Raw genomic sequence first — 24,073 nt, 5'->3', positions numbered from 1 at the left:
GGTTGGCATCAGATCAGGAGCAGGAGTGGATTTCGTTGAGAACAGTGACCCGCCCGGTGGGGATAGTGCTTGGGGGAGCAGGTTTCTCTGTGATCGAGACACCAGATGAAGGCGCAAGGGACGTACTCCGTCGAGTCATTCAATCCGTAGACTTCGCGCTCTGCGCCGAGCCGGAACAACGCATGCTGCTGGCCGTGGCCGCCCTGGCGGACGAGTGCGGGATCGCTTCTGGCTGGGACGAGACGACAGGGACTGCCCACGGCGTAAGCATCGCGAAGCTAGCTATGAAAGCCGGCATGTCACTACCGCAGGCCTCCGACGCGCTGGACGGGCTCTGCCGGGACGAGTACCTGTACCGGTTGCAGCCGACATCACCATCCCGAGGACTCGTCTGGGTCCTGCCGGATTACGAGGACGACGAAGGTGGCATCGCATGAGCGGAACAGTCGAAGTGGTTGAAGTGGCAGAACCCCAGGAAGGAGCCCTGTTCGAACCGGTTCCTACCGATGCGATCAGTGCCATCGAGGCACGGGAGCTGACCCGCCAGATCCGGACTGGATTGGAGCATTCCTACACGCTCATCATTGCCGCGTGGAGGTGCAGGGCATGGCTGTCCATGGGTTACAGCTCGTGGGATGCGTACTGCCAAGGCGAGTTCGGCAATCTCGCTCTGCAGCCCCCACGGGAGGAACGGCCGGCAGTTGTTCTGTCCCTGCGAGACGCCGGAATGAGTGTCCGTGCAATTGTTTCGGCAACTGGTCTCGGGAGAGGAACTGTTGCACGGGAGGTACGCGCCGCCAGCCCCTCTTTCGAAGCTGAAGACCCTACAGGTGTCCCAAATGGGACACCTGAAACGCGTCAGCGCGTGGTCGGTGTTGACGGGAAGTCTTACGGAGCGTCGATATCCACGGCCGAGCCGGAGCAGGATCCCGGAAAGTCCTTGTTTGAGGATGTGCCGCTGAGTGATGAGCTGTTGGCCTTGTCCCCGGATGAGGTGGGGATTGGTGTTCTTGAACTTGCTCCAGCGCAACCAGATCGGGAACGGAGGGCTGTCTCGCGGTGCTTGGCTGGTTCTGCCGATGCGCCATTGTCAATGGTGATCCGGTTGGCGGGTGAGATCGCTTTGGATCCTGGCGCTTTGGTGGTCGAAGAGGACGCTGACATTGCAGCCCTATCCACGCTGGTCACTGATGCGTCCCGAGGCGTCTTGGCTTTGTCGCACCTTCTGGGTTCGATCGATTCCACGGTGTTTTCCGGTGACAGCACCCGGGTCGCTGCCATAACGGCTGCCGTGACGGACGCGGTAGGCGAGTTGAGCCGGTTCCTTGACGACGTTCATGCGGGGCGGCCGTGATGGCTCAAGACCTTAGAGATCCAACACTGGACGCATCGGGTGATCGAGGACGGGCTCATCGGATCAATCCGGATTCGATCGTAACGTTGTGGTTCACGGTCGGGTTGGTATGTTTCCTCGCGGTTGCTTCGTTCATGGTTTCGTTCACTGGGCTCCACGAGGTCGCTGCCTGGGCTGGTTTGCCGGTGTGGTTGCGGTGGGCCGTTCCCGTGTTTATTGACGTGGCCATTCTGGCGTACACGATGGCTGTACTGATTCACCGGCACCGCGGTGAACGGACGTGGGCTTCCTGGGTTTCTCTAGGCGGGTTTACGTTGTTCTCGGTCGTAGCCAACGGGGCACATGCCCTCTCCGTTGAGCACCCTGATGAAGTCCAGAGAATCATCGGAGCAGCTGTGGCTGCCCTTGCTCCCGTTGCGGTGTTTGCCGCCACGGAGCAGCTGGGACGTTTAGTAATCCGTCGACCAGACCCGAAGGAATCGCCGGAGTCCCTCCCCACAGTGACCCAAACAGGCCGCGACGTTTCCCGAGGCTTTCCTGCCGATGATGTTCCGTCAGAGACCGAAAAACGCGGCACGGCTCAGCCAGTTGATGAGGAGCCCGTCGTAGGCCAGGACTCGGATTCGCCCGCCTTATCCCTTCCTCCCGTTCCCGAAGCAACTGTCGCCGCGAACGGGATCAGCGAGAAGGTCTCGGCGAGTCAGGTTCAGGACACCGCCATGGATGCGGGTCTGGACGGTGGAACCCGTCCCGTTCTGAGCGTCGTAGGGCGTAAGCCTAAACCGGCTGATTTTGAGGCGTGGATCAGGGGCGTTGTGGCCGCTGGGAAACAGCCCACAGGGAGGGACGCTGCAGACTTCCTGGGCGTGTCCGAACGGACAGGGCGGGCCCGGTTGACGACGCTAAGGACGTCCAATCCTGGCCTGTTTGAGGCAGCAATTTTGAAGAAGGGGACCAGCTCATGAGTGTGGCGATACTGGAGGCCAATAACGGGTATTTCATCTTTGGAAGCGGATTTCCGATACTGGAGCAGATTGCCGGATTACTGGCTGCCTTGTGTGCACTCGCCGCCGTGCTGTTCCTGCAGGCAGCCGCGATCTTCTTCCTCCCTGTTGTGGCGTTCTTCGGAACCAGGACCGTGACACGCTCGGTCGGATTGGCCCTCAAAAGGCTGTCAGCGGGACAGAGGCGCCGGGATATCGCTGAGTCCCGGAATGAGGCCCCAGGCCCATGAGCGCCATTGCATTGATCGACGAGCTAATTGCTGAGGCGGTGATGAGCGCCCGGACCAGGGGTGCTGTGTGGCGCATTCTTTCTTCGGCAGGGGCCGGTCAGGACACCGAGGATGTGGTCGCTGACGCGGCGGAAGCGGCCGTGAAATCTGCTGCTCTCTATGACCCCACTCTTGGCCCAGTAGAGGCGTGGGTGGTGACGATCGCTAAGCGGCGTGCTTATGACCACCTTAAACGGATTGGTGCGGCTGGACGTCTGAACGTCCGATTGGAAGTTGCAGCTGACGGACCGGATTCTGCGTTGGGGGTGCGGGTCGCTGACTTCAGTGACGACGTACTTGAACGGGTCGACGGGGCAGCCCAGGCACGGGAAGTTCTTCGCCTGACAGGGATCCTAGTGGCGAATCCGGTGGCATATCGCAGAGTCGCTTCCTTATGGATGACCTATCAGGGGGATACGGGCAGGGCGGCAGCCGCCATGGGAATCACCCCGGCGGCGTTGCGGGATTCGTGCCGCGAGGTACGGCGCTGCGCGCACGTTGTGCGCCACGCCATGGCCGCCAGAGGGTCCGGGACCCCAGTGACGGTAGGTGCCTTGTTGGGATGCCTGCCATCTGAGGTGGGGGAGGACGGGGTATGGGCGCGGGCGCTGTCCGTGGCCACGGTCCGGGCCGGCGGATTCGGGAAAGTTACTCCCAGCGATTTAGTGGCCGTAACCGGGTATTCGCTGAACACCTGCCGGCAGTACATGGGCGAGGCGTTGTGGCTGCTGCAGGTCGCTCGGACCGTCATGGAAGACACAGTCGATAAGCAGCAACCCGGAAACCGGGCGTCCGGCAAAGGAACTGTCGGCGCCCAACATCAAGCACGCCCAGGACAGGACGAAAGGCGACAGCCATGACACAGAAGAACGACGAAGAGCACACCGGGGGAAGCTCACCCGAGACGGGTGAGGCTGCCCAGCCGGAACGTGCCTTCGGGAGCTTTGAGGGATCGAAAAAGGACGAGCGCCCAGAGGAATCAGCGGTCTCTGGTTTCACTGAGGAGCAAATATCCCAGCTCCACGGAATGTTCGCAGCGGTGGCACCTTCCGGGCGGTTTGCACGGTTGCGCGGATGGGCCCGTCGATACCGCGAACAGGCACAGACCTTCATCCGTAATGCCGCCCCGCGTGATGAAGACACCGACTTCGACCAAGAGACATTCACAGGCCGGCTGGCAGCAAAAGCATCCAAGCATCGCAGCCTGTCGGCCTTTGCAGCAGTAACGTCAATCCTGGTGATCGGCGGTCTTTGGAGCATGATCCTCGGTGGAGGCTTGCCAGTACCGTTGGCGGCCGCAATCGTTGTCGCCGTGCTGGGCACGGGACTGGTGTTCATTCTGGCGCTGCGCAGGGGTTCCCGGTGAGAGGTTTGTTTCGCACCGGGGTAGCGGCCTTCTTCGCCTTGATCCTGGCCGCAGGTTTCCTCTCGGCGGTGATGGTCGGCGCTGTCTCCGGTGCCAGCCAAGGTCAAACGACCCCGGTCGTGTGCGGTGCGCCGGTGGTGGATACAGGGTTCAACACATCCACCATCCCGCCGGAGTATGTCCAGGATGTTCAGGACGCGGCACGTGTGTCCGGGTTGCCTCCGGCGATCATCGCAGGTCAGATCCGTGCGGAATCGAACTGGAACCCGAAGGCGGTTTCGCATGCCGGGGCACGTGGCATCGCCCAATTCATGCCTGGCACTTGGGAGGGCTACGGGGATGGAAAGGACCCGTTCGACCCGCATGCTGGAATCGCGGCGCAGGGCAAATACATGGCCGAACTGTACCGCCAGGCCAAAGCGTCCGGGTTAACGGGTGATCCGGTGGATCTGGCGTTGGCCGGGTACAACGCCGGCTGGGGCGGGGTCCAGGCAGTAGGCGGAATCCCAGACAATGGGGAAACCGCCCAGTACGTGACCAAGATCCGTGGCTTCGCGGCCGCATACTCCCAGACTCCCGGCAGTACAGCTCAAGGAGGCACTGCAAATGCTGTTCCGGTATCCGATTCGTGTGGCGGTGGCAGCAGTGGCGGGACGACGACGGGTACCGATGACTACCCTTTCAAGGATCTGCCGCACTGCCTCCTGACTTCCGCGGGCTCGTACGCTGGCTGTCCTGCGGGGTCGCAGTCAGAATTCAACGCCTTCAACCGTGAGTGCGTGGACTTTGTGATGTGGCGGATGAACCAGCAGCTCGGAGACACACAGGCGCCATGGACGGTCATGAACGGAAACTTCCGGCCTGACGGTGGAGTCTTAGGCAACGCCCGGGATTACCGTTCAGCATGGGAGAACAAGGGCTGGCCGGTTGATAAGAGCCCTCAAGTTGGTGCTGTTGCCTGGTTCGGACCCACCAATGCGCTGGCACCCTCCGGGTACGGCCATGTTGCTATCGTCAAGGAAGTGCTTCCCGATGGTTCTTACATTGAGGAGGGCTACAACTTTGGTCTTCCTCCGGGGGATCACCAGTACTACACGATCAAACGGGCGAACAGCGTCCCTGATGCTTTTCTGCACATCCCCGAGGCCGCTAAACCCTGATGGAGAGAACAATGACCCAACGAACCGCGTCCGGCACACACCAGTGGTCAGCCCGGCCTGTATTGTCAGCGACCGCTGCGCTCATTGCCGGGCTCTTGCTGGCAGGGTGTAGCGGGGCGCCGGTGGTGGAAGAGTCTTTCGCCGCGCCTGCTACTGCGGAATCCTCACCCGCGGCTGACACCTCAGCGATTGGTGGTTCCGGTGGTCCTGCGCCCAAGGACCCGACCAGCACGGACCTGAAGGAAGGCACGGGTGTGGCGAACCAGCCACCGCCCATGCTCGGCCAAGGCGTCGTAACGGACGTTCCGGTGTGGGACGCGGCCGCGGAAAAGGGAGCCATCAGCGTCGCCTCTGAGTGTCTCGGGTTATTCGCATTGAAGGACCGTAGTGCAGAGGACTGGAAACGCACCATGGCTAACGGCTGCCTGACACCTAAGGCTCAGCAGGCGTGGGCGAACGTGCAGCCGGACAAAATTCCGGTCACTGAGGTTCTGGCGATTGCCACCTTGGATTCTGACCGGTCCAATCCGTACTGGGTCTGGGCAACACTGCCCACCAATGACGGGGACTACCGGGTCCAGCTTTACCGTGAGGGCGCGGGCAAACCGTGGCTGATCGATCTGATTCGCCCGAAAGAACTCAAACGCTAGTCACGCACTGATCTCCGCGATCCAAGGCCCTTCCCGATTCCGTCGGGGAGGGCCTTTTGCATGCCCGGAAGATCTGACATGCACGCACTCATGCCTGGGGCGAAACATCTTGCGAAGGCTGTCCCGAACCGCGGGACGGTGGGAGGAGGATTTCATGCTCGTCAGGGCAATGACTGTGGTTTTGGAACCGCAAACAGGTGCCGCGGGAGATCCGCTGGCGGGGTTGCGGCAGTTCGGAGGCTGGGTGCTGGTCTCGGGCATTGTGCTGGTGGTGATCGCCACGATCGCGGCGGTGATCATCTGGCTGGCCGGAAAGATCGGACAGGTCACCAAAGCCCAGTCCGGCGCTTTGGGGTGGATGGGCCGTGCCGTGATTGCCGGGGCCATCTTGGGGTCGGTGGGCGGTCTGGTGATTTTTGGGTCCGGGATCGGCGGGACAAACCTGATGCCCTCCGCCGCGCAGCCACCAGTGGTGGACGTGACCAAGAACCCCGCCAAATCCACCTGCACGTCCGAAGTTACCCACACTGCGGAGAAACCAGATGAAGACGCTGCTGTTATCACCGCTCTGCTGGATGAGCAGAACGCGAAATCGATCAACGCCGCCGGTTTCACCACTGTGCGGTGGACACCGAAGGGTCCGGATTGCACTTCGGGAAACACCAAACCTGACCCGTGCAAGAAAGTAACCGTCAGCCAACTGGTAACGGCCGGGTCAGTTACCCGACCCGTACCGTCCTCCTTTGATCCCTCCAACAAGTCCGAGTGCGTGAAGTGAATCCAATGAGTGAAGGAAAAACCATGAACCTTTTTGTCCACGTTGCATCTGCTGTACCTGTCGAGACGATCGACCCTGGGGTGAAGGCGAACAACACTGCCCCGTGGATGACTGCGCTGCGGGATGTTGCGGGCATGGTGATGGTGTCCGCAATCGTGATCGCGGTGATCATCGTGATCATCGGCATCGTGCTTGCCATCGCAGGCAAGCTCGGGCAGATGCAGTCCGCGCAGTCCGCTGGTTGGATGATCCTGGTCTGGGGTCTGGTCGGCGCGGCGGTGATCGGTAGTGTTTCCGGTTTCATTATGTGGGGAACCACGATCAGCATCGCCCCAGCTGCCCCGCCGGCCGCTGCACCGGCAACCGCAGGTTCTTTCCTGAGCGCCGCTGGCCTGCTGGTGGGCTAGGCCGTGCCTTACATGATCCCTACCACCGTGCAAGGGATGGTGCCGTTGGGTCCGGCGGAGGATATCCAGTCGTTCTTCGCCCAGGGCATTGAGGGAATGGCAACCTACGCATGGCAGACCCTGGCCGGGGCCTTCTCATCTACGGACATGAACGCGTCGTGGTGGGTGACCGTGGTCGGAGGTACCGTACGTACCCATGTTGGTGGAGCCACGACGGAGGTCGTACACCCAGGGATGTTGAATCTGCTGGTCCAGGTCATGGCCCCGGTGCTGGTCATCTTGGCTGTGGTTCAGGTCGTGATCAGTGTCTTCCGGCAGTCCACATTGGGAATGATTCGAGCTGTCGCGGCCGCCATCTATGCGATCCCGTTGACGTATGTGGTAGCCGGGATCATGTACTTGCTCATCACTGTCGGGGACAACGTCACGGTGATGATCCTCCAGGCCGGGACTGGGGGTGAGGACGAAGCCGTGGGCACGATCATGGGCCTATTCGGACTGTCCTGGGACCCGACGGCTAACAAGGTCCTGCTCGATGAGAACTACCAGCAGTGGGCCATGGCTAAAGACCAGGGCAACCCGGGAGCGGTAATGCTGCCGGCGCTAATGGTCCTGCTGGTCTGGATCATGGCGTTCATTCTGACCGGGTTCATGGTCTTCCGACTCATGGCCCTGATCGTGCTGGCATCCCTGACTCCGGTCGCGGTCATGTCCCAACCACTGGGCGCGGCGAAAGGGCTGATGTCCGGGTTCGCCTCCACTTCCGCGGCGTTGCTGCTGTCCAAACCACTGGCGGCACTGATTTTGAAGATAGGGATGCTGGTCTCCACGACCTCAACCTCGCAATGGCAGTTTGTCGCCGGATTGATCGCGATGGGCATGGCAGCGGTCATGCCGCTGGCGTCGATGAAGTTCGCGTCCTTCCTGACCGGTTCTGCAGGGGACGGGATCATCGGCGGTGGATCCGGACTCGCCCAAAGCGGCGGCCGCCGCCTGGAGCGTCATGGCGGCGGCGCTGTCCGGGGAGCAACCCGCACCGCATCCAAGGTCATCCGGGCACCGGCCAGGCTGCTGCGCCGCTAAACGGACCGTCAATCAAGAAAGCATCGAGAATCCGCGAAGGGAAGGAAACCTCACGTGAGTGTAGGACTGTTCGAAGAAGAGGAACTGGACTGGGAACGGGTCCGGTACGGGCGGGCCGAGAAACGCGGCATTGTCCTGGGTTTGGAGGCACACCAGCTGATCTGGTTCGGGATCAGCGTCGCTGTCGGGATCGTGTTCGTGTTCGCGTTCGGATTCCCGCTGGGTGCCTTGATCTGCCTGGCCATCGTCGTCGTCGGTGGGGTGTTGTTCCTGCCCCGCTACGCCGGCCGGTCCCTGATCCAGTGGACGAAGCTGTGGCAGGGCATCCGGGCAAGAAAAACTGCCGGACACGGTAAATACCTCGCCGACGTCCGAGCCGACGCACCACCCATGCCGGACCTGGACGAGACACAGGAGACCCATGCACACGCCGGGGGTACGGAGTCCGTAGAGGCTGTGCCGGGAACGGGGGCGCCTGGGTACAGGTCAACTCGCGATCCGAAGTCCGGGCGGGTGGTTCCGGGGAAGCCGGAACGGTTCATGCTCCCGGGCGAATTGGCCGAACTGCTTGGCTATGAACTCGAGGACGGGACCGCGTTTGTCTACGATCCGGTAAACCGGTACGGCATCCTCGCTGCGCAGATCAGGACGGAGAACGCGTTCGGTCTGGAGTCCGAGGATGAGCAGTTCAACCGGATCGACGCGTTCTCCGCAGCGCTGACGGCGCTGTCCGCACAGGAGGGCGTGGAGTTCGTGCAAATGACGGACCAGACCTCTGTAGTCTCCGGTGCGAAGATCCGTGATTACTACCGTGCCAAGGCAGCCACGGCACCGGCAGGAAACGCTTCGGGTGAGCCGGTGGATCACCTCTCCGCAGCTGAGTTGAACCCGTTCGCTTCCCAGGCCTACGAGAACCTGGTCGCGAACGGCAAAGGCATCCAGGAGCACGAGAGCTGGATCGTCGTGGTGCTCTCACAGAAGAAACTGGACCGGGTCACCAAGACCGCCGGCGGCGGTTTGGGTGGGTTCATGGACGCCTCGCAGAACACCCTCGGGGCGATCACGACCGTGCTGGCCGATACCGGCGCGTCCGTCAGGAAATGGATGAACCTGCGTGAGCTCTCCTCGGTAATCCGCCGAGCTTCGGACCCGGCATCGGCCCTGGAAATCAGTGAACGCACAGGCGAGTTCGCCGGGGTATCCCCCGCCTCGGCAGGGCCGATGGCCATGATCCCGTCCTGGCGTGAGCTGCGGACCGACACCGGAATCCACCGCACCTGGTGGGTGTCCGAATGGCCCAGGAAACGGGCACCGATCGGATTCATGGGGCGAATGATTTTCGCCGGGGACTTCCGGCACACCGTGACCCTGATAGCCAGGCCCTACCCGATTGAGAAAGCGAACAAGGAGATCGGCACAGGCAAGGCCGACTGGGAAGCAGGTATCGCAGTCCAGGAAAAGCTCGGCCGCCCAGTGTCCCTGAACCAGGTCCTCGAAGGCCGCGACCTGAGCTACCGCGAAACCCAACTCGCCGAAGGATACGGGGCTTTGAGGATCGGCGCCTACATCACCGTCTCCGCCACCGAAGAGCACGAACTGGAACAGAACTCGGCCACAATCCGCAACGCTGCCGCCCAAGCGAAGCTGGAACTTCGCTGCATGTACGGCCAGCAGGCCGAAGGGTTTGTCTCTGCCACCATGCCCTTGGGACGAGGGCTGCTATGAAAAGCGCGTCTCCATCCACCCCGGCGGGCGCGGACGATCCGCTGATCATGCGCGGCACCCCTCGTCTGTCACCGGTTGAGCGCCCTTCGGGCACCAAAACCAACCCTGAGAGGAACATCCGATGAAATCCAAGACGAAGACGCCCATCGGGCGCGTGTGGGGGTACGCCCGCCAAGCCGTCGGCCGCACGTTGAGCCTGGATGCCGGAGCCGCCGGTGGTAAGGCCAGTGTCATGGATGTTCACGGTGGTGGCAGGGCGGCCCGCAGAGCACAGCGTGAAGCGTTGCACCGGGTCAGGGATGAACTCGTTGTTTCACAGGCGCTGGACACTCAAGGCTTTCCGGAACGGGCCTATCCGGGCAAGGGGCAGGCCCGAAGGAACAACCTGCGTCTCTCGTTTAAACCCGGGCAGCGTCCGTTCAGGGAGACGGCGTTCAGCATGGCAGTGGCTTACCCGTTCCTTTCCGGAGCCTCGCTGGGCCATGAGGGCGCCTACATCGGCGATGACGTCTTCGGGGGCGGGGCGTTCGTGTTCGACCCCTGGGAGTTGTACCGGCAAAAGGTGATTACGGGCATGTCAATGATTCTGCTTGGGGCTGTGGGCACGGGGAAGTCCACATGTGCGAAATCCTTGGTTACCCGGCTCGTTCTGTTGGGCCGCAAAGCGCTCGTGTTGGCGGATCGGAAGGGGGAGTGGGACGCCGTCGCAGCCTTCCTGGGCGGGCTGACGATCAAGGTCGGCCCCGGCCAGAAGGCCCGTATCAACCCTCTCGATGAGGGCATCCGGCCGAAGCTGGACCCGGACGGGGAGCCAATGACGAATGCGAAGTGGGAAATGATCGTCCGTGCCCGGCGGTTGAACGTTCTTCTGGCTGTGGGTGCGATCCTGCTGGCCCGGCCCATCGCAGGGGCCGAGCATACGGCTATGTCCACAGCGTTGGACGCTGCTGTCTCCATCGCAGGGGAGAAAGCGCCGACACTGCCGGACTTCACCAAGCAGCTGCACAGCATCTCTGCCTCGACGGAGTTCTCCGATGAAACCAGGAAAGCCGCCGAACGCCTCGAACACGGGTACCGTCGCTGCTCCGAAGGTGACCTGCGGGGCATGTTCGACGGGCACACCACCGTCGTGTTCGACCCGGACGCCCCGATCATCACCGTAAACACCAAAGCCCTGTCAGGGGCCTCCCCGGAAGCCCGCAAGGTCGCCTACGCCTGCACCGGATCATGGGCCGAATCAATGGTCACCAACGCCGATTCCGGGCAGCGCCTCTGCGTCTACGAAGAGGGCTGGGATTCGATCTCCGATCAGGCCTCCCTGACCCGGATGGTGGAGGCATGGAAACTGGCCCGAGATTACGGCATTTTCAATATCCTCATCGTCCACAAACTCGGAGACCTGGACATTGCCGGGGACGCTGGTTCGGCTATGGCCGCCATGGCCAGGTCACTGCTCGGAGACACCGAGGTGAAGGTCATTTACCGGCAGGAATCGGCAAACCTTGCCACGACCCAGAAAGAACTCGGCCTCACCGACGCCGAACTGAAGGAAGTCCGCCGGAACGAACAAGGCACCGGCTTGTGGAAAGTCGGCCGGAGAGCCATCAACGTCCGCAACATCAGGACCACCGCCGAAATCCGGCCGTTTGATACCGACTCCAAAATGGGGGGCATCGCCGCATGAAAGCCATGGACAAAGAGACACAGATGGCCGTCCTCGCCGCGGCAATGGTGGCGCTATTGCTGTACTTGATCTACCTACCCGGGCAGCTCGCCGCCCTGGTGCGGTGCGGGTCATTCACAACCCCGGCCACGATCCTATCGCCGTTGGGGTTCCTGAACCCCTCCCGCCCGGGTGACGCTTCCGCGTACGGGGTCACCGCCAGCGGTTGCACCGCCGAAACCGGTGCTGTGGTTTTCTGGATGGTGACCCTGCTGGTCTTCGCAATCACGGTCACCGTCGTTGTGTGGAAACTACTCTCAGACTGGCGACAGTCCGATGAGTATCTGGTCCGGGACATCATGACCCGCGACGGGCTCGCCAAGGCCAAAGAGGTCAAGAACACGGTGGGGGTGAAGAAAATCCTCGAACGCGCCAAAAGCATCCGCCCCACCCTCGACCACCCCATCGTCGAGGACATTTCGATCCAGCTGGGCCATTACCTGTCCCTGGCTGTGCGGGCCTCGTGCGAGGAATCCATCGTCCTGGTTGGTCCTCCCCGTTCCGGCAAGGGTTTCCACCTGCTGATATCGGCCATCATGGACGCCCCCGGTTCGTGCATCACCACCTCCACGCGGGCCGACAACTACGCCGCCACCCAGGCGCTGCGCAGCGAGCTGGGACCCACCACCCTCTTTGACCCGCAAGGGCTCACAGGGGCGAAGTCAACGTTGAAGTGGTCACCGATCACCGGCTGCGAACGCCCCATGATTGCCGCTCGTCGCGCGTCGTCCCTGATCGGGTCCTCCGGGTTGGGTAAGTCCAGTTCCAACCAGGAATGGGCGGCGGCGGCCGTGTCCATCCTGCAGGCGCTCCTGCACGCTTGCGCGCTCGGCCGACTCAGCGTGGATGAACTGTTCTTGTGGGGTGCGGCTCCAGCGACGGCGCAGGCAGCCGTGAAGATCCTCAAAGACCACCCCGACGCGGCCCTGGGGTGGGCCGAAAGCCTCGAATCGGTACTCAACGGAGACCTTAAGTCCCGGGATTCGAACTGGTTCGGCGTCAAGGGAGCCCTCTCAGGCCTGGCAATCCCGGAGGTGCGCGAGACCCTGAATCCAGCGACCCCGGAAGAGGCACTGATACCGAAGAAGTTCCTGCTCGAACGCGGCACCCTGTATCTGATCGGGACCAAAACCGGGGGAGGGGCCATTGCCCCGTTCCTGGTAGCCATGATGGACGAAATCACCGAAACCGCCCGTGAAATGGCCATCCGGCTACCGGGAAACCGATTGGACCCACCCCTGTCCCTGGTCCTCGATGAAATCGCGAACATCACCGCGTCCTGGCCAGGGCTGGTCACCCTCATGTCCGACGGCGGCGGTATTGGCATCAGCTCGCTCGTTGTCCTGCAGTCCTTGGCCCAGGCCCGCGGCGGCTGGGGCGCTGAAGAAGCCCAGGCCGTGTTCGATTCCGCCACCGTGAAAATCCAGCTCGGTGGATCCGGCAACGACAAGGACCTCGAAGCGTTCGTCAAACTCCTCGGACCAAGAATGGTGAAGGACAAATCCGAGACCCACACCGCCGAGGGATCCTCCTTCTCCGTGAACAAACGCGAAAAGGACGTCCTCACCGTCGCGGAACTTCGCCGGATCCCGTTCGGATACGGTCTGTTCTTCGGGCGCAACGGCAGGCCCTTCCTGCTGAAGATGACCCGCTGGACCGATCGTCCCGACGCTGACAGGATCAAGGCTGGCATCAAGGAATTCAGTGACGACCTGCTCAAGGAACTGACCAAGGACAAGGTCTCCGCACCCGTGCAAGGCCGGACCAAAGAAGAAGTCCCGGGCTGATCCGTGGGCTACTCGCTGGCCCGCAAGACCGGGAAAGACCGCCAGGCCTACACCGGGTACCTCCGCTCCGGTGCGTGGGCGTGGCGGCGGCAGCGCTGGTTCAGGGACTGCCGGCGGGCCGGAACCGAACCGGCCTGCCAGGTCTGTCAACAAACCCTGACAGCGGCCGGCTCCTTGGACCTGCACCACACCAGCTACGCCGGGGTGCACATCAACCCGGACGGGACGTTCAAAGCCTCAGAACCCCACGCTGACCTGCTCCCGTACTGCAGAGACCACCACAAAGCTTTGCACCGAATCCTCGATGACCGCAGGTCCGACTACTGGGGTTGGGACCGTCGCCGCGCCACCACTGTCATCACTGCCATTCTGGCCCGCAAACACCGAAAGAGAACATCATGACCATCACGGGCCCGAACCCGGACACGCCCAACGGCTCCACGTCTGAAACCACCGCGTGCTGGCTGTGTTCCCAACCTTCCCAACGGCTGCAGCATCATGCCCTGGACACCGACCTCTACCCGCTCCGAGACTGCACTCAAGCACCAGGGGAGGGTGTGCTCTTGTGCCCGATGTGCCACACAGCCGTGCACAACTGGATGCGATCCCACAGCGCACCCGGCGCCGCCCGGGCCGGTCTGAATGCAGTGTTCACCAGGTTCACCACCGCAGTTATCGCCTGAGCGCCACGACCAAACGCCGCCCCTCTAGTCGAATCCTAAGTACTCAAGTCGAAGGAGCCACTCATGAACCACGAAGCCTCGGACACGGCCTGGAAGACCGAATCATTCAACGCCGACGAAGACGACGACACCCGGGACGCGTGGAACGACGCCGCGGGATCCTCTGATGGGTTGCCGGCCTTCATTGCCGCTGACATCGAGGACGAACTCGACGACGCCGGCCCACCGGAATGGATGGGAATCCGCTGGCGGGACATTGACATTACCGACCGGGCCGAAGCCTGGACCGTGCTGCGGCAATGGGTCGACTGGTTCATCCGCGAATACAACCTCAACACCTCCCACCTCACGCCCTGCTGGTACGAACACGCCGACCTGACTGCCGAGCTTTACGCCGCTATGTGCGCCGAGTACAAAGCCTGGGACGAAGGCATGCCCGGCCTGGCGCCCATGACAACCTGGCACCCCCATGTCCAAGCCTTGAAAGCCCGGCTTGCCGACATGGTCTCCAACCGCCAGTGCAACGCCAGAAAGACACACCTCGCCGACGAACCGGACCTGCCCTTCACCTATGACCAGGCCGCGTGGGTGCGGACGAAGGACGGCATCACCACCACCACCGACCTGCCCCGCGGGAAAACCGCGCACCGGTGGAGGCCCGTCACCACAGCCGCCGATGGGACAACCATCACCGGCAGAGAACTTCTCATCGGCGGGGCCGCCAGCCACACCGCGGCAGAGTTCAGCGGAACCACCCTGCTCTCCGGCGCCGACACCGCCACCTTCCGTACCCGGCACACCCTCCACGGAGCAGCGGCACATCACTGGGAAACAACCCCCGCAGATGAACCCGAGAACTGGAACCTACACACCCCCGCCCAGGAACCCGAGAACCAGCAGCTGCTGTCTCATAACAGCGACACCACAGAAGGCCGGTGAACAGCCGCCTAGGGCCACACACGTATGTCACATACGGGACAGCTTCTTCGCAGCGAATACGGGAGTACCGGCTGCCACAAGGGTGAGCCAGCACACGAAGGAGCATGTCATGACAGGAAGTCCTCGTTTGGGTAAGCACACGGCGACCGGGAACCTGGTCGATGATCCGGTACAGCGTGCTGTTGCCTCGGGAAAGCTGACCACGTTCAGGCTCGCTGATACTCCCAGGGTTTTTGATCGGTCCGCGAGTGAGTGGAAGGACGGCGAGACCGTGTTTTACGACGTCGCGGTAAAGAACGCCAGGTTCGGAGACAACGTTATGGCGTCCCTGGCAAAGGGGAACCGGGTCACCGTTGCCGGCAACTATGAACCCGTCCCGTACGTGGCCAAGGACGGTTCTCCCGGGTTAAACCACCGGATTTGGGCTGATGACGTTTCCGCGTCCTTGGAATTCGCGTCTGTCCGGATCGAACCGAACACGGCCCAGCCGTCCCAGGCCCAAGCGGCGGGTGTGGATGTTCCGGTCACTGCCGATCAAGCATCAGTCGATGCCCGCTGGGGTCTGACCAGGTCCTGATCTGCTGCCCACGCCCTTCATGGCCCGTCACCATCCTGGTGGCGGGCCACGGCCTTGTCAGCTCAATGGCCCCTGAACTTTTTTCCTGACTTGACTTCCCCGTGGACATACCCACGTTATGTAAACCTGAAAGGCCGCTATGGCTCGCAAGAAAGCCGATCCGAACCAGCCGAGCTTGTTCGATGACTTCGATTTTTTCAACCAGCAGGAGGACCAAAATGAACCCGATGGAGCAGGCCCAACTGCGCGAAGTGATGTCCGAACGGCCGTTCCCGCCGGAGGAGGACGTTCAGGCATCTCTGGCGTGGGAGACGGATCCGAACGCCTGGAAGGAACCGCAGGCCTCACCGCCCTACATGGCGCCCCTGGTGGACCTGTTCGAGGACCTGTACGACGAGAAGTCGATCCTGGACAGGTTGAAGACCCCGTTGACGGAAGCGGATCCGGAGTTCTTCGACCTGGTGAAGGCGTACTGGGCACAGTTGAAACGGGACAACAGCCCGTTGCTGCCTCTGACGGCCGACGAGACCGAATTCATGGCACTGACCCACAAGGAGGGAGCGATCACGATAGACCGGCTCGACCGGATTCTGGAGACCGTCTTCGACTGGATGATCAGCCAAGGCAAGAGCCCGATCCCAGGCTGGACCGTGTGGACCTCGATCGTGTCCCCGCAAGCGGAGCAGTACCTGGACGACTAGCCGGTATCCCGCTCGATTTCCGACCGGGTGTCCAGGTTCTCCCGCCGTCGGGTGCGAAGTCCCGTGCCTCGGCGAACATGGAAGCGCTGCGGCTGCTGCACCAGCTGCAGTCGGAGCAACGGCACGCGACAGGCGCGGAGCAGGACGTTCTAGCCCGGTGGTCTTCCTGGGGTGCTGTTCCGCAGATCTTTGAAGAACATCGTGAGGAATGGGCTCACGAACGGGCAGAGCTGAAGTCCTTGCTCTCGGCCGAGGAGTACGCCCAAGCGTCTGCGACCACGATCAACGCCCACTACACCGACCCGGCCGTAGTCAAGGCTCTCTGGGATTGCCTGCAAGGATCCGGGTTCGATCGTGGAGTGGTGCTGGAGCCTGGTTGTGGGGCAGGGAACTTCATCGGACAGGCCCCGGAATCGGCTGTTATGGCTGGTGTCGAACTGGATTCGACGACGGCGGCTATCGCTTCTTTCCTTTACCCTGCCGCTCATGTCCGCGCGGCGGGATTCCAAGACACCACGATCCCCGAAGGGTCAGTTTCGGCGGTGGTTGGTAACGTGCCGTTCGGTGACTTCGTAGTCCATGACGCCCGGTACAACACTTCCCGGTTGAGCATCCATAACTATTTCATCGCCAAATCCCTCCGGCTGACGGCCCCGGGCGGGTATGTAGCCGTGTTGACCTCGACCTTCACCATGGACGCCCAAGGGACCAAGGCCCGCCGGGAAATCGCGAAGTACGGGGACCTTGTCGGCGCGGTCCGGCTGCCCAACAATGCCTTCAAAGCCGTCGCCGGTACCGAGGTCGCCACCGACCTGTTGGTGTTCCGCCGCCGCAAAGCCGATGAACGCCCCGATGAGGACCGCATCAACGCCTGGGTGCAGCCCTCCACCACCTGGGCCACCCACCGGGAGACTGGGGAACCAACACAAGTAGCAATCGGCGGCTGGTTCGCAGCCAACGACGACGCGGTCCTGGGAGTCCTTTCCGTGGGCCGGGGCATGTACAACGACGCCACGATCAGCATTGACGGCCCGTCAGGGGCGGTGCTGGCTGATGAGATCCGCGACAAACTCACAACACAGCTCGCCGAGGCTACCACTGCAGGATACGGGTACGCACCCGTTCCCGTACCGGCCCCTGAAGGAACGTTCCCTGCGGGACTGCACAGGGGAAGTGACGAGGCAGAGGCCGTGACCGGGCACGTCAGGTACTTGGGCGGGGCCTTCGAACGGTTCAACGCGTCCCGACTTTGGGAACCCGTCAAGGTCCCCGCCGCCCGGAGGGAGGAAGTCGTTGCCCTGCTGGCCGTACGCGACCAAGCGAGGGCTGTTATCGACTCCCAACGCTCTGGGGCACCCGAGGACGAACGGGTTGTCCTGCGCCGGCACCTGAACGCAGCCTACGATGCGTACTCTTGGAAATACGGCCCCATCAACCGCTTCGTTCTGCGGGAAAAGCCTCCAACCAGCGCTGTCGTCAGTGTCCGTCTTGCCGCGCTGGAAAAGGCGTGGCGGCTTGGCTTACCCGCCGACGGGGATGTGTCGGCATCCGAAGTTCCCGTCCCGGCGTCCTTGCTGGCTGCCTGGAAAGAAGAGGCCAGCATCGCCGAGGACGCTGTGCGGAAGCAGGAACATTTGGCCGTACTGAAGGGGGATCCGGGGCGGGGCCTGTTGCTGGCTTTGGAGCACTTTGACGAGGAGACCGGGCTGGCGCGGAAGGCCGCCGTGTTCGACCGGGATGTGCTCGCATTCCGGGAACGCCCCACAAGTGCAGCCTCCGCCGCGGACGCCCTGGCCATCAGCTTGGACGAATCACGGATTGTGGACCTGGACCGGATCGCAGGCTTGCTCGAAGTTGACCCAACCCGGGCGCGGGAGTTGCTGGGCACCCTGGTCTTTGAGGACCCTGCCACCGGTGAGTTGCTGCCGGCCGTGAAGTACCTTTCCGGTGATGTACGGGCCAAGCTGGAAGCGGCCCGTACGGCCGCGAAGGATCAGAGCCTGTTCGAGGCGAACGTGACTGCGCTGGAGGCAGCCATGCCGGAGCAGGTCACCGCGATGGACATCATCGCCAAACCGGGGGTCCGTTATGTCGAGGCCGGGGATTACGAGGAGTTCATTGCGGAGAAGTTCGGGGTCGCCGCGACGGTGGCCACCAACGAGGTCGACGGGGCGTGGGAGCTGCGCAGCGCCAACGGCAGCCCCAAGTTCACCCCCGAAGTCCGGTTCTCCTACGCCACCGCCGACAGGACACCGCTGGCGTTGCTGCAGTCGCTCATGAACAACCGCACTATCGTGATCCGACGCACCATTACGGATTCGAACGGCAACGAAAAGCAGGTCAAGGACGTCAAAGCCACCTTGGAGGCCCGCGACAAGGCCGCCAAGATCGCCGAGGACTTCGGAACGTGGATCTTCACCGACGCCGCCCGGGCCGAACGCATCACCGCCACGTACAACACCATGTTCAACTCCCAAGCCTCCCCGGACTACAAGGCTGCGGGGGAGGCGTTGAGTTTCCCGGGCCTGAACGCGGACTACACCCCGCATCATTACCAGCGTTCGGCAGTGGCGAGGATCCTGAACGAACCAACCGTACTGATCGATCACGTCGTCGGTGCCGGTAAGACCGGCACCATGGTCATGGGTGCGATGGAACTGCGGCGGACCGGGATCGCGAACAAGCCAGCCATTGTGGTCCCGAACCACTTGGTCGATCAGGTCAGCCGCGACTTCGTGGACTGGTACCCCAGCGCCAATGTCCTTTCTGTCCCGACCGGCATCAACGCATCCGAGCGCGCCTTCTGGGTCGCCGCAGCAGCGACAGGGGATTGGGACGCCGTTGTCATCCCGCAAACCGTGTTCGCAAAAATCCAGGTTGACCCGGCAAAAACCCAGATCTGGCTCGAAGAACAAATCACCGAACTACGGGCGTCCAAGGCAAAGATGTCCGGGGAGGAAAAGGCCCGGATCAAAGCCATTGAACGGGCCATAAAACGCCTCGAGGAACGCCAGGCGCGGATCACCACAGGCAAGGACGTCGGTGTCACGTTCGAAGAGACCGGCATCGACTACCTGTTCGTAGACGAGGCACACCACTTCAAGAACCTGTTCCGCCAATCGGACTCTTACGAACTGGCATGCACCGGATCGGACCGCGCCTCGGACCTGGACTTCAAACTACGATCCTTGAGGGAGAGCAAGACCGAAGACGCCATCCGCGGCGGTTATTACCGGGAAGGGTATCTGCCGGCCGTGGCCACGTTCGCCACCGGCACCCCGGTAGCGAACTCCATGTCGGAAATGTGGGTCATGCAGCATTACCTCCGCCCTGACCTGCTAGCCAGGGCAGGGCTGGAGGATGTGAACTCCTGGGCGAACCAGTTCACCGAACGTTCCACGGTGTTACGGATCTCCCCGGCTGGGGGAGGCTATGACCAGGTCGAGCGGATCAACAAGTACATCAACCTGCCCGAGCTGCTGAAGATCACAAACCAGTTCTCCGACGTCGTGACCGTATCGGACATCACCGCGAAACTACCCACCCTCGAAGGCAAGGACCGGCAGCTGGCAAAACGCCACCCGTCGGCCGCCGTGGTCGAATACGTGAAGGATCTGGGGGAGAGGGCGAAGAACCTCTCAGGTGTTGACCCTAAAGAGGACAACATGCCCAAGATCACTAACGACGGGCGCATGGTCGCCCTGGACCCACGGTTGAAAGGGCTGCCCGGAGATCCTGACGGTGGCCGGCCGACGCAGGTCGCCGCGAAAGTGTTCGAAATCCACGAGCTCAATCAGGACCGCGCCTACACCGGTCCTGACGGAAACCGCTCGGCGACGACCGGCGCGTTGCAGCTGCTCTTCTGCGACCGGGCCGTGCCCAACGCTGAGGGCCGGTTCAGCATGTACGAGGAAATCAAGAGCGAGCTCGTGGTCCTTGGCATGGACCCAGGCTCTGTGGCGTTCATCCACGACGCGGCCACGGATGAGGCGAGGAAAGAATTGTTCGCCAAGTGCCGCGACGGGCGGGTGAACGTGCTCATCGGCTCAACCGAGAAGATGGGCACCGGCACGAATGTCCAAGACCGGGCCGTGGCTCTGCACCACGTGGACGTGCCGTGGCGGCCGGCAGACCTCGAGCAACGCGAGGGGCGGGTACTGCGCCAAGGCAACCAGAACGACGCGGTGTCCATCCACTCCTACGCGACCGCGGAAACCTTCGACGTGTACATGTGGGACATGGTGGCCAGAAAGGCCAAGTTCATCAACCAGCTCAAACGCGGCGACGTGCAGGCCAGGACCATGGATGACGGATTCGGTGATCTGGAATTGTCCGCCGGGCAAGCAGCCGCTGCGTTGTCCGGGGATCCCCGGTTGGAGCAGCTGGCATCCCTGCAAATGGAGGAATCCCGCCTCCAATCCCTACACCGGTCGTACTTGGACGCCCAGCGCCGGAGCAAGGGCGAACTGGCAATGACACGCTCCGCACTGGAAACTACGACACGGAACCTGCCAGTGATCACAGCTGCCGCGGCCGCGTACACGCCCACCGCCGGTACCGCATTCAGAATGAGCGTCAACGGCACCGTTTTTAGGGACAGGGCAGACGCGGGAACCGCATTGCGGGCACTTGTTCTGTCCCGGATCCAACCCCTGCCCGCAGGCGCAGGCCCCTACCAGTCACTGGGCACCCTGGGTGGGTTGAGTGTAGAGGGCCGGTACCACCGTGGCCTCGAATACCGGATCGGTGACTCCGATGTCGCCACCGTGCACGTGGACTGGGACACGGCAGTAACCTCCGAACCGTTGGGGATGATTCGGCGTTTGGAGAACACGGCAGCGGCGACAGCGGCGATCAGGGATGACCTCATCGACGCCCACGCGCGCCATGAGGCCTCGATACCCTCCCTGGAAGAAACGTTGACCAGGGCTTTCGACCATGCCGCCGAGCTCGCTGGCGTTCAGCTGAAGATCACCGACCTCATGAACGACATGGGCCTGGACCAGGACGAGGAGGACGCCGCAACGGAAGCTGCTGCAGTGATGGGGCCGGCCCTGGCCGTGTTCGTCCCTGACCTGCGTAAGGTCTCCGTCTCGGACCTGCGCGACGGTGACATCGTGACAGGGATCAATGGGAAGGGACAGGCCTTGTTCCGGGTCGGTTCGGTGATCCGGTACGAACGAACCATGCTGCACGAACTCGCGGAAACGGACGACACCCCCGAACCACTGAGTCTCAACCCGTACACCACCGTTGAATTGGTCAGCAGGGCCCGGACATCGTTAACGCCGTTCGAGCGTGTGTTCCTCGAAGTGGCGGCCACTGATGTGGTCGCCGGCAGGGACGTGGAGGTGAAGTCAGGCGAGCGAATCACCTTGGAACGCCCGGCCCTGGACCCGGAGACCCGACAGCCGACCGGTAAAACCGTCATGACCACCGGGATCGTGGAAGTCAGCCCCAATGAGTGGGTCGTGACCGATGACCGCGGCATCAGGCACGCTTTCGGTTACAACCGGTGGGGTCAAGCGGGAAGCCCAGTGCTGCGCCACGGTGTGCTGGACCCGGCCGAGATCGCCGCCGAGGCCGCACGGGAGGCAGCCGAATCGTCCGCGGTCAGGGCCGATATGTTTCTACCCGGAGACGTGCTCTTGGAAGACGTTCCCGGACTGGGCGTGGCAGGGGACGTCGCCGTCGGGCGGAGCCTCTACCACGGTCCCCGGTTCGCAGACCCTGTTACGGGAACCGCCCGGGACACGCAGGAACGCTACCTGCCCCGGCCCGTGGACTATCAGCCAGGCCGGTTCGTCACCGTCGAAGAAACAACCCAGCTCTTCGGCGATGGATACGGGGCAACGGTTCAAGAGCTTCGGTGCGGGGATGTCGTCAGCGCCCATCAGTTGGACAGGAACCAGGCCAGACGGGACAACGTCACCGTGACCGGTGTTGGCGGGGGCACGATGGTGGACCTGAACTACCGGTTCGAGGACGGCCAAACCGGTTCCTGCAGGCGGCGCAGTGATCAGAAAATCAGCGTCCACGCCCGGCGGTACGGTGCCCTGACGGAACTGGAAAAGGCATCCCTGCAGGCGCCCGGTCAGGTCACCGGAATATCGGCCGGATCCTTGAACGCGGCCTTGGAAGGCCGGTGGGTCCGGATGAACGCGACCAAGGGCGACACCCCCGCCTGGAACAAGGGTGAGTTCGTCATCGGCCGTCTCCGTGACGTGACCAAGATTCCAGGGGCTACCCCCTACGCCCAGGCAGTCATGCGGGCAGTCGTCGAGGAGGCAGGCGGGACAAGGACCCGATGGGCGCTAACTGAAAACACCGAAGTGCTCCTCTGGGACGGGGACCTACCCGAGACCCCGCTGGATCACACGGGAATGGACCTCTCATTCCCCGCTGACCCCATCAACCCGCCTACAGCACCGGAAGATCCCATCATCGAGGGCGACACCTTCCTCAATGAACACGTCATCACCACCACCGTGGACCCCGGCCCTGGAGAGAACCGTCCGGAAACACCCGCGACGGTCCCGACTACTGCTGCTGCGCCTAACGGTGGGGGAGGAGCTCCCGTGCTGGAGCACACTGCCGACGGCAGCAGCGTCTCCGACGTCGGAAGGGAGCAGACTGTCCTGCACGGGCTGCTGAAGGATGCCGGGTTCAAATTCTCCCGCCGTCAGGAACTCTGGTATCTGAACAGCACCTGGAAACCGCAGACACGGGACCTCAAAGTGCGGCAGCTGCTCACCACAGCCAGCCAGGCAGGGATCACCATCGACATCCAGGACCCTGGACCCACACGACGTGCGGTCTTACTCAAAGCCGGAGATGCCATCCGGCTTAGCCCCGGGCTGGCCGTGATTCACGGCGCGGACGGATTCGGGATGCACCAAACCTTTGATGTGTTCCACGATGTCATCGCAGAAGTCGAGGAAGGACAGAATGGTTCTTCCCGGGTCCCGGTAAAGGTCGTTCTGGGTGAACGCAGCCACAGCTTCGACATCAGCCACGAATCAGGAGCACTCGAACTGGCCACCCCGAAGGAAGCCGATGACTGGCGAGCTGGTTACGGTCCTGCCTTCCCCGAAAAGGTGTCAGCCGATCTTGACGTACGTGTGGGCAGGAAAGTCCGGGACCTCGAACCGGGGCAGCGCGTCAGCATTAGTGGGAAGGAACTCTCTCTAGAGGCGCTGAAATCCTTCCAGCGTGCCCGATACGACGACGCCACTGTCCTAGCCGTGGAACGGGGACCGGTAGAGCACCTCCGCTACCTGCTCCTGGAACACGACCAACCACAGGGCAGGGTGTGGGTCGAGGCAACGGCGACGGACATGGTTCCCGTCCATGAAGCAACGCCCCTAAGTCAGAGCGGCTTTGTCGCGCCGCGGTTCAGCATCCGGCACGTCAACGACGTTCCGCTCGGAGAACAAGTATCAGCGACCGGATTCAAACCCGCTCACGACGACCGCTATCGACAGACCGTAACAGCCGTCGGAACTCTGAACGGCTTCCACAAAAAAGACGACGGCGAGTATCTGCTGACCATAGAGACCAACCAGGGTCTGGTGCCCGTCCGGCAAGGGGAACACCACGGTTATGCCGTGGAAGTCACCACCATGACGGCCGGAACCGTTGAACCTGGCAGAGCCGTTTCCACAGAGCCAGGCCGATCTCCCAAGGAGCCGGAGTTCTCACCGGACCCACTCCACCTCATTCAGGAGTTCTCGGGCCCAGCCCTGTAGCAAGAGAAAGTGCCGCCTACATTCTCGATGTAGGCGGCACTTGTCACCGACAAAGCTTTCCACGCCTGGTCAGGCTGCGGCTCCGCCACTCCAGAGCCGGCTGGCGGTTTCTAGGCTGC

At 62.5% G+C, this 24,073-nt stretch carries 19 protein-coding genes; all 19 read left to right on the top strand.

Annotated elements, in window-relative coordinates:
- Window positions 1–89: 89 nt before the first annotated feature.
- The 19 genes from ACNAOU_RS25755 to ACNAOU_RS25665 all read left to right on the top strand — a co-directional run bounded on the left by ACNAOU_RS25755 (window position 90) and on the right by ACNAOU_RS25665 (window position 23,954).
- Window positions 90–437 (top strand): hypothetical protein, encoded by a 348-nt coding sequence (locus ACNAOU_RS25755; protein WP_422759322.1) that lies wholly within the window; start codon window positions 90–92, stop codon window positions 435–437.
- A complete protein-coding gene (locus ACNAOU_RS25750) occupies window positions 434–1,354 on the top strand; it encodes a hypothetical protein (RefSeq protein WP_422759321.1) in 921 nt (306 codons plus the stop codon). The genes ACNAOU_RS25755 and ACNAOU_RS25750 overlap by 4 nt, the downstream gene beginning before the upstream one ends.
- On the top strand, window positions 1,354–2,319 hold the full coding sequence (locus ACNAOU_RS25745) for a DUF2637 domain-containing protein (protein ID WP_422759320.1): 966 nt from the start codon (window positions 1,354–1,356) through the stop codon (window positions 2,317–2,319). The genes ACNAOU_RS25750 and ACNAOU_RS25745 overlap by 1 nt, the downstream gene beginning before the upstream one ends.
- Window positions 2,316–2,588, top strand: coding sequence for a hypothetical protein (locus ACNAOU_RS25740; RefSeq protein WP_422759319.1), 273 nt, complete (start codon window positions 2,316–2,318; stop codon window positions 2,586–2,588). Before ACNAOU_RS25745 ends, ACNAOU_RS25740 begins: the two co-directional genes overlap by 4 nt.
- On the top strand, window positions 2,585–3,487 hold the full coding sequence (locus tag ACNAOU_RS25735; RefSeq protein WP_422759318.1) for a sigma factor: 903 nt from the start codon (window positions 2,585–2,587) through the stop codon (window positions 3,485–3,487). The genes ACNAOU_RS25740 and ACNAOU_RS25735 overlap by 4 nt, the downstream gene beginning before the upstream one ends.
- Entirely contained in the window at window positions 3,484–3,993 is a 510-nt protein-coding gene (locus ACNAOU_RS25730) for a hypothetical protein (RefSeq protein WP_422759317.1), read from the top strand. Before ACNAOU_RS25735 ends, ACNAOU_RS25730 begins: the two co-directional genes overlap by 4 nt.
- Window positions 3,990–5,153, top strand: coding sequence for a CHAP domain-containing protein (locus ACNAOU_RS25725; RefSeq protein ID WP_422759316.1), 1,164 nt, complete (start codon window positions 3,990–3,992; stop codon window positions 5,151–5,153). The genes ACNAOU_RS25730 and ACNAOU_RS25725 overlap by 4 nt, the downstream gene beginning before the upstream one ends.
- Before the next feature lie 11 nt (window positions 5,154–5,164).
- Window positions 5,165–5,803 (top strand): hypothetical protein, encoded by a 639-nt coding sequence (locus ACNAOU_RS25720; RefSeq protein ID WP_422759315.1) that lies wholly within the window; start codon window positions 5,165–5,167, stop codon window positions 5,801–5,803.
- A gap of 154 nt (window positions 5,804–5,957) precedes the next feature.
- Window positions 5,958–6,581, top strand: coding sequence for a hypothetical protein (locus tag ACNAOU_RS25715; protein ID WP_422759314.1), 624 nt, complete (start codon window positions 5,958–5,960; stop codon window positions 6,579–6,581).
- A gap of 23 nt (window positions 6,582–6,604) precedes the next feature.
- The gene (locus tag ACNAOU_RS25710; protein ID WP_422759313.1) at window positions 6,605–6,988 is read left to right on the top strand and encodes a hypothetical protein; all 384 of its coding nucleotides are present in this window, start codon (window positions 6,605–6,607) and stop codon (window positions 6,986–6,988) included.
- 12 nt (window positions 6,989–7,000) lie between these two features.
- Complete coding sequence (locus tag ACNAOU_RS25705) at window positions 7,001–8,071, top strand: hypothetical protein (RefSeq protein ID WP_422759312.1); 1,071 nt, start codon at window positions 7,001–7,003, stop codon at window positions 8,069–8,071.
- A gap of 54 nt (window positions 8,072–8,125) precedes the next feature.
- The gene (locus ACNAOU_RS25700; protein ID WP_397388734.1) at window positions 8,126–9,796 is read left to right on the top strand and encodes an SCO6880 family protein; all 1,671 of its coding nucleotides are present in this window, start codon (window positions 8,126–8,128) and stop codon (window positions 9,794–9,796) included.
- Between the two features lie 121 nt (window positions 9,797–9,917).
- Window positions 9,918–11,480, top strand: coding sequence for a conjugal transfer protein TraC (locus ACNAOU_RS25695; protein ID WP_422759311.1), 1,563 nt, complete (start codon window positions 9,918–9,920; stop codon window positions 11,478–11,480).
- 5 nt (window positions 11,481–11,485) lie between these two features.
- Window positions 11,486–13,306, top strand: a complete 1,821-nt coding sequence (locus ACNAOU_RS25690) for a type IV secretory system conjugative DNA transfer family protein (protein WP_397388736.1) — start codon at window positions 11,486–11,488, stop codon at window positions 13,304–13,306.
- 3 nt (window positions 13,307–13,309) lie between these two features.
- Complete coding sequence (locus ACNAOU_RS25685) at window positions 13,310–13,708, top strand: hypothetical protein (RefSeq protein ID WP_397388737.1); 399 nt, start codon at window positions 13,310–13,312, stop codon at window positions 13,706–13,708.
- 344 nt (window positions 13,709–14,052) lie between these two features.
- A complete protein-coding gene (locus tag ACNAOU_RS25680) occupies window positions 14,053–14,928 on the top strand; it encodes a hypothetical protein (protein ID WP_397388738.1) in 876 nt (291 codons plus the stop codon).
- A 109-nt stretch (window positions 14,929–15,037) separates the two neighbouring features.
- Complete coding sequence (locus ACNAOU_RS25675; RefSeq protein WP_397388739.1) at window positions 15,038–15,505, top strand: single-stranded DNA-binding protein; 468 nt, start codon at window positions 15,038–15,040, stop codon at window positions 15,503–15,505.
- 218 nt (window positions 15,506–15,723) lie between these two features.
- Window positions 15,724–16,206: a hypothetical protein gene (locus tag ACNAOU_RS25670; RefSeq protein WP_422759310.1), complete on the top strand. Its 483-nt coding sequence runs from the start codon at window positions 15,724–15,726 to the stop codon at window positions 16,204–16,206.
- Entirely contained in the window at window positions 16,158–23,954 is a 7,797-nt protein-coding gene (locus ACNAOU_RS25665; protein ID WP_422759309.1) for a helicase-related protein, read from the top strand. Before ACNAOU_RS25670 ends, ACNAOU_RS25665 begins: the two co-directional genes overlap by 49 nt.
- The last annotated feature ends 119 nt before the right edge of the window (window positions 23,955–24,073 follow it).

Origin of the sequence: Paenarthrobacter sp. C1 (genome assembly GCF_049315185.1) — a bacterium.
GTDB lineage: Bacteria > Actinomycetota > Actinomycetes > Actinomycetales > Micrococcaceae > Arthrobacter > Arthrobacter nicotinovorans.
Note: the sequence above shows the minus strand (reverse complement) of the source record. Positions and strands in the feature narration are given on the sequence as shown.

Coding starts and splice junctions, on each gene's coding strand:
- ACNAOU_RS25695 (WP_422759311.1), top strand. CDS start 9,918: ATGAAATCCAAGACGAAGACGCCCATCGGGCGCGTGTGGGGGTACGCC.
- ACNAOU_RS25670 (WP_422759310.1), top strand. CDS start 15,724: ATGAACCCGATGGAGCAGGCCCAACTGCGCGAAGTGATGTCCGAACGG.
- ACNAOU_RS25720 (WP_422759315.1), top strand. CDS start 5,165: ATGACCCAACGAACCGCGTCCGGCACACACCAGTGGTCAGCCCGGCCT.
- ACNAOU_RS25675 (WP_397388739.1), top strand. CDS start 15,038: ATGACAGGAAGTCCTCGTTTGGGTAAGCACACGGCGACCGGGAACCTG.
- ACNAOU_RS25715 (WP_422759314.1), top strand. CDS start 5,958: ATGCTCGTCAGGGCAATGACTGTGGTTTTGGAACCGCAAACAGGTGCC.
- ACNAOU_RS25735 (WP_422759318.1), top strand. CDS start 2,585: ATGAGCGCCATTGCATTGATCGACGAGCTAATTGCTGAGGCGGTGATG.
- ACNAOU_RS25690 (WP_397388736.1), top strand. CDS start 11,486: ATGGACAAAGAGACACAGATGGCCGTCCTCGCCGCGGCAATGGTGGCG.
- ACNAOU_RS25740 (WP_422759319.1), top strand. CDS start 2,316: ATGAGTGTGGCGATACTGGAGGCCAATAACGGGTATTTCATCTTTGGA.
- ACNAOU_RS25705 (WP_422759312.1), top strand. CDS start 7,001: ATGATCCCTACCACCGTGCAAGGGATGGTGCCGTTGGGTCCGGCGGAG.
- ACNAOU_RS25745 (WP_422759320.1), top strand. CDS start 1,354: ATGGCTCAAGACCTTAGAGATCCAACACTGGACGCATCGGGTGATCGA.
- ACNAOU_RS25750 (WP_422759321.1), top strand. CDS start 434: ATGAGCGGAACAGTCGAAGTGGTTGAAGTGGCAGAACCCCAGGAAGGA.
- ACNAOU_RS25680 (WP_397388738.1), top strand. CDS start 14,053: ATGAACCACGAAGCCTCGGACACGGCCTGGAAGACCGAATCATTCAAC.
- ACNAOU_RS25710 (WP_422759313.1), top strand. CDS start 6,605: ATGAACCTTTTTGTCCACGTTGCATCTGCTGTACCTGTCGAGACGATC.
- ACNAOU_RS25730 (WP_422759317.1), top strand. CDS start 3,484: ATGACACAGAAGAACGACGAAGAGCACACCGGGGGAAGCTCACCCGAG.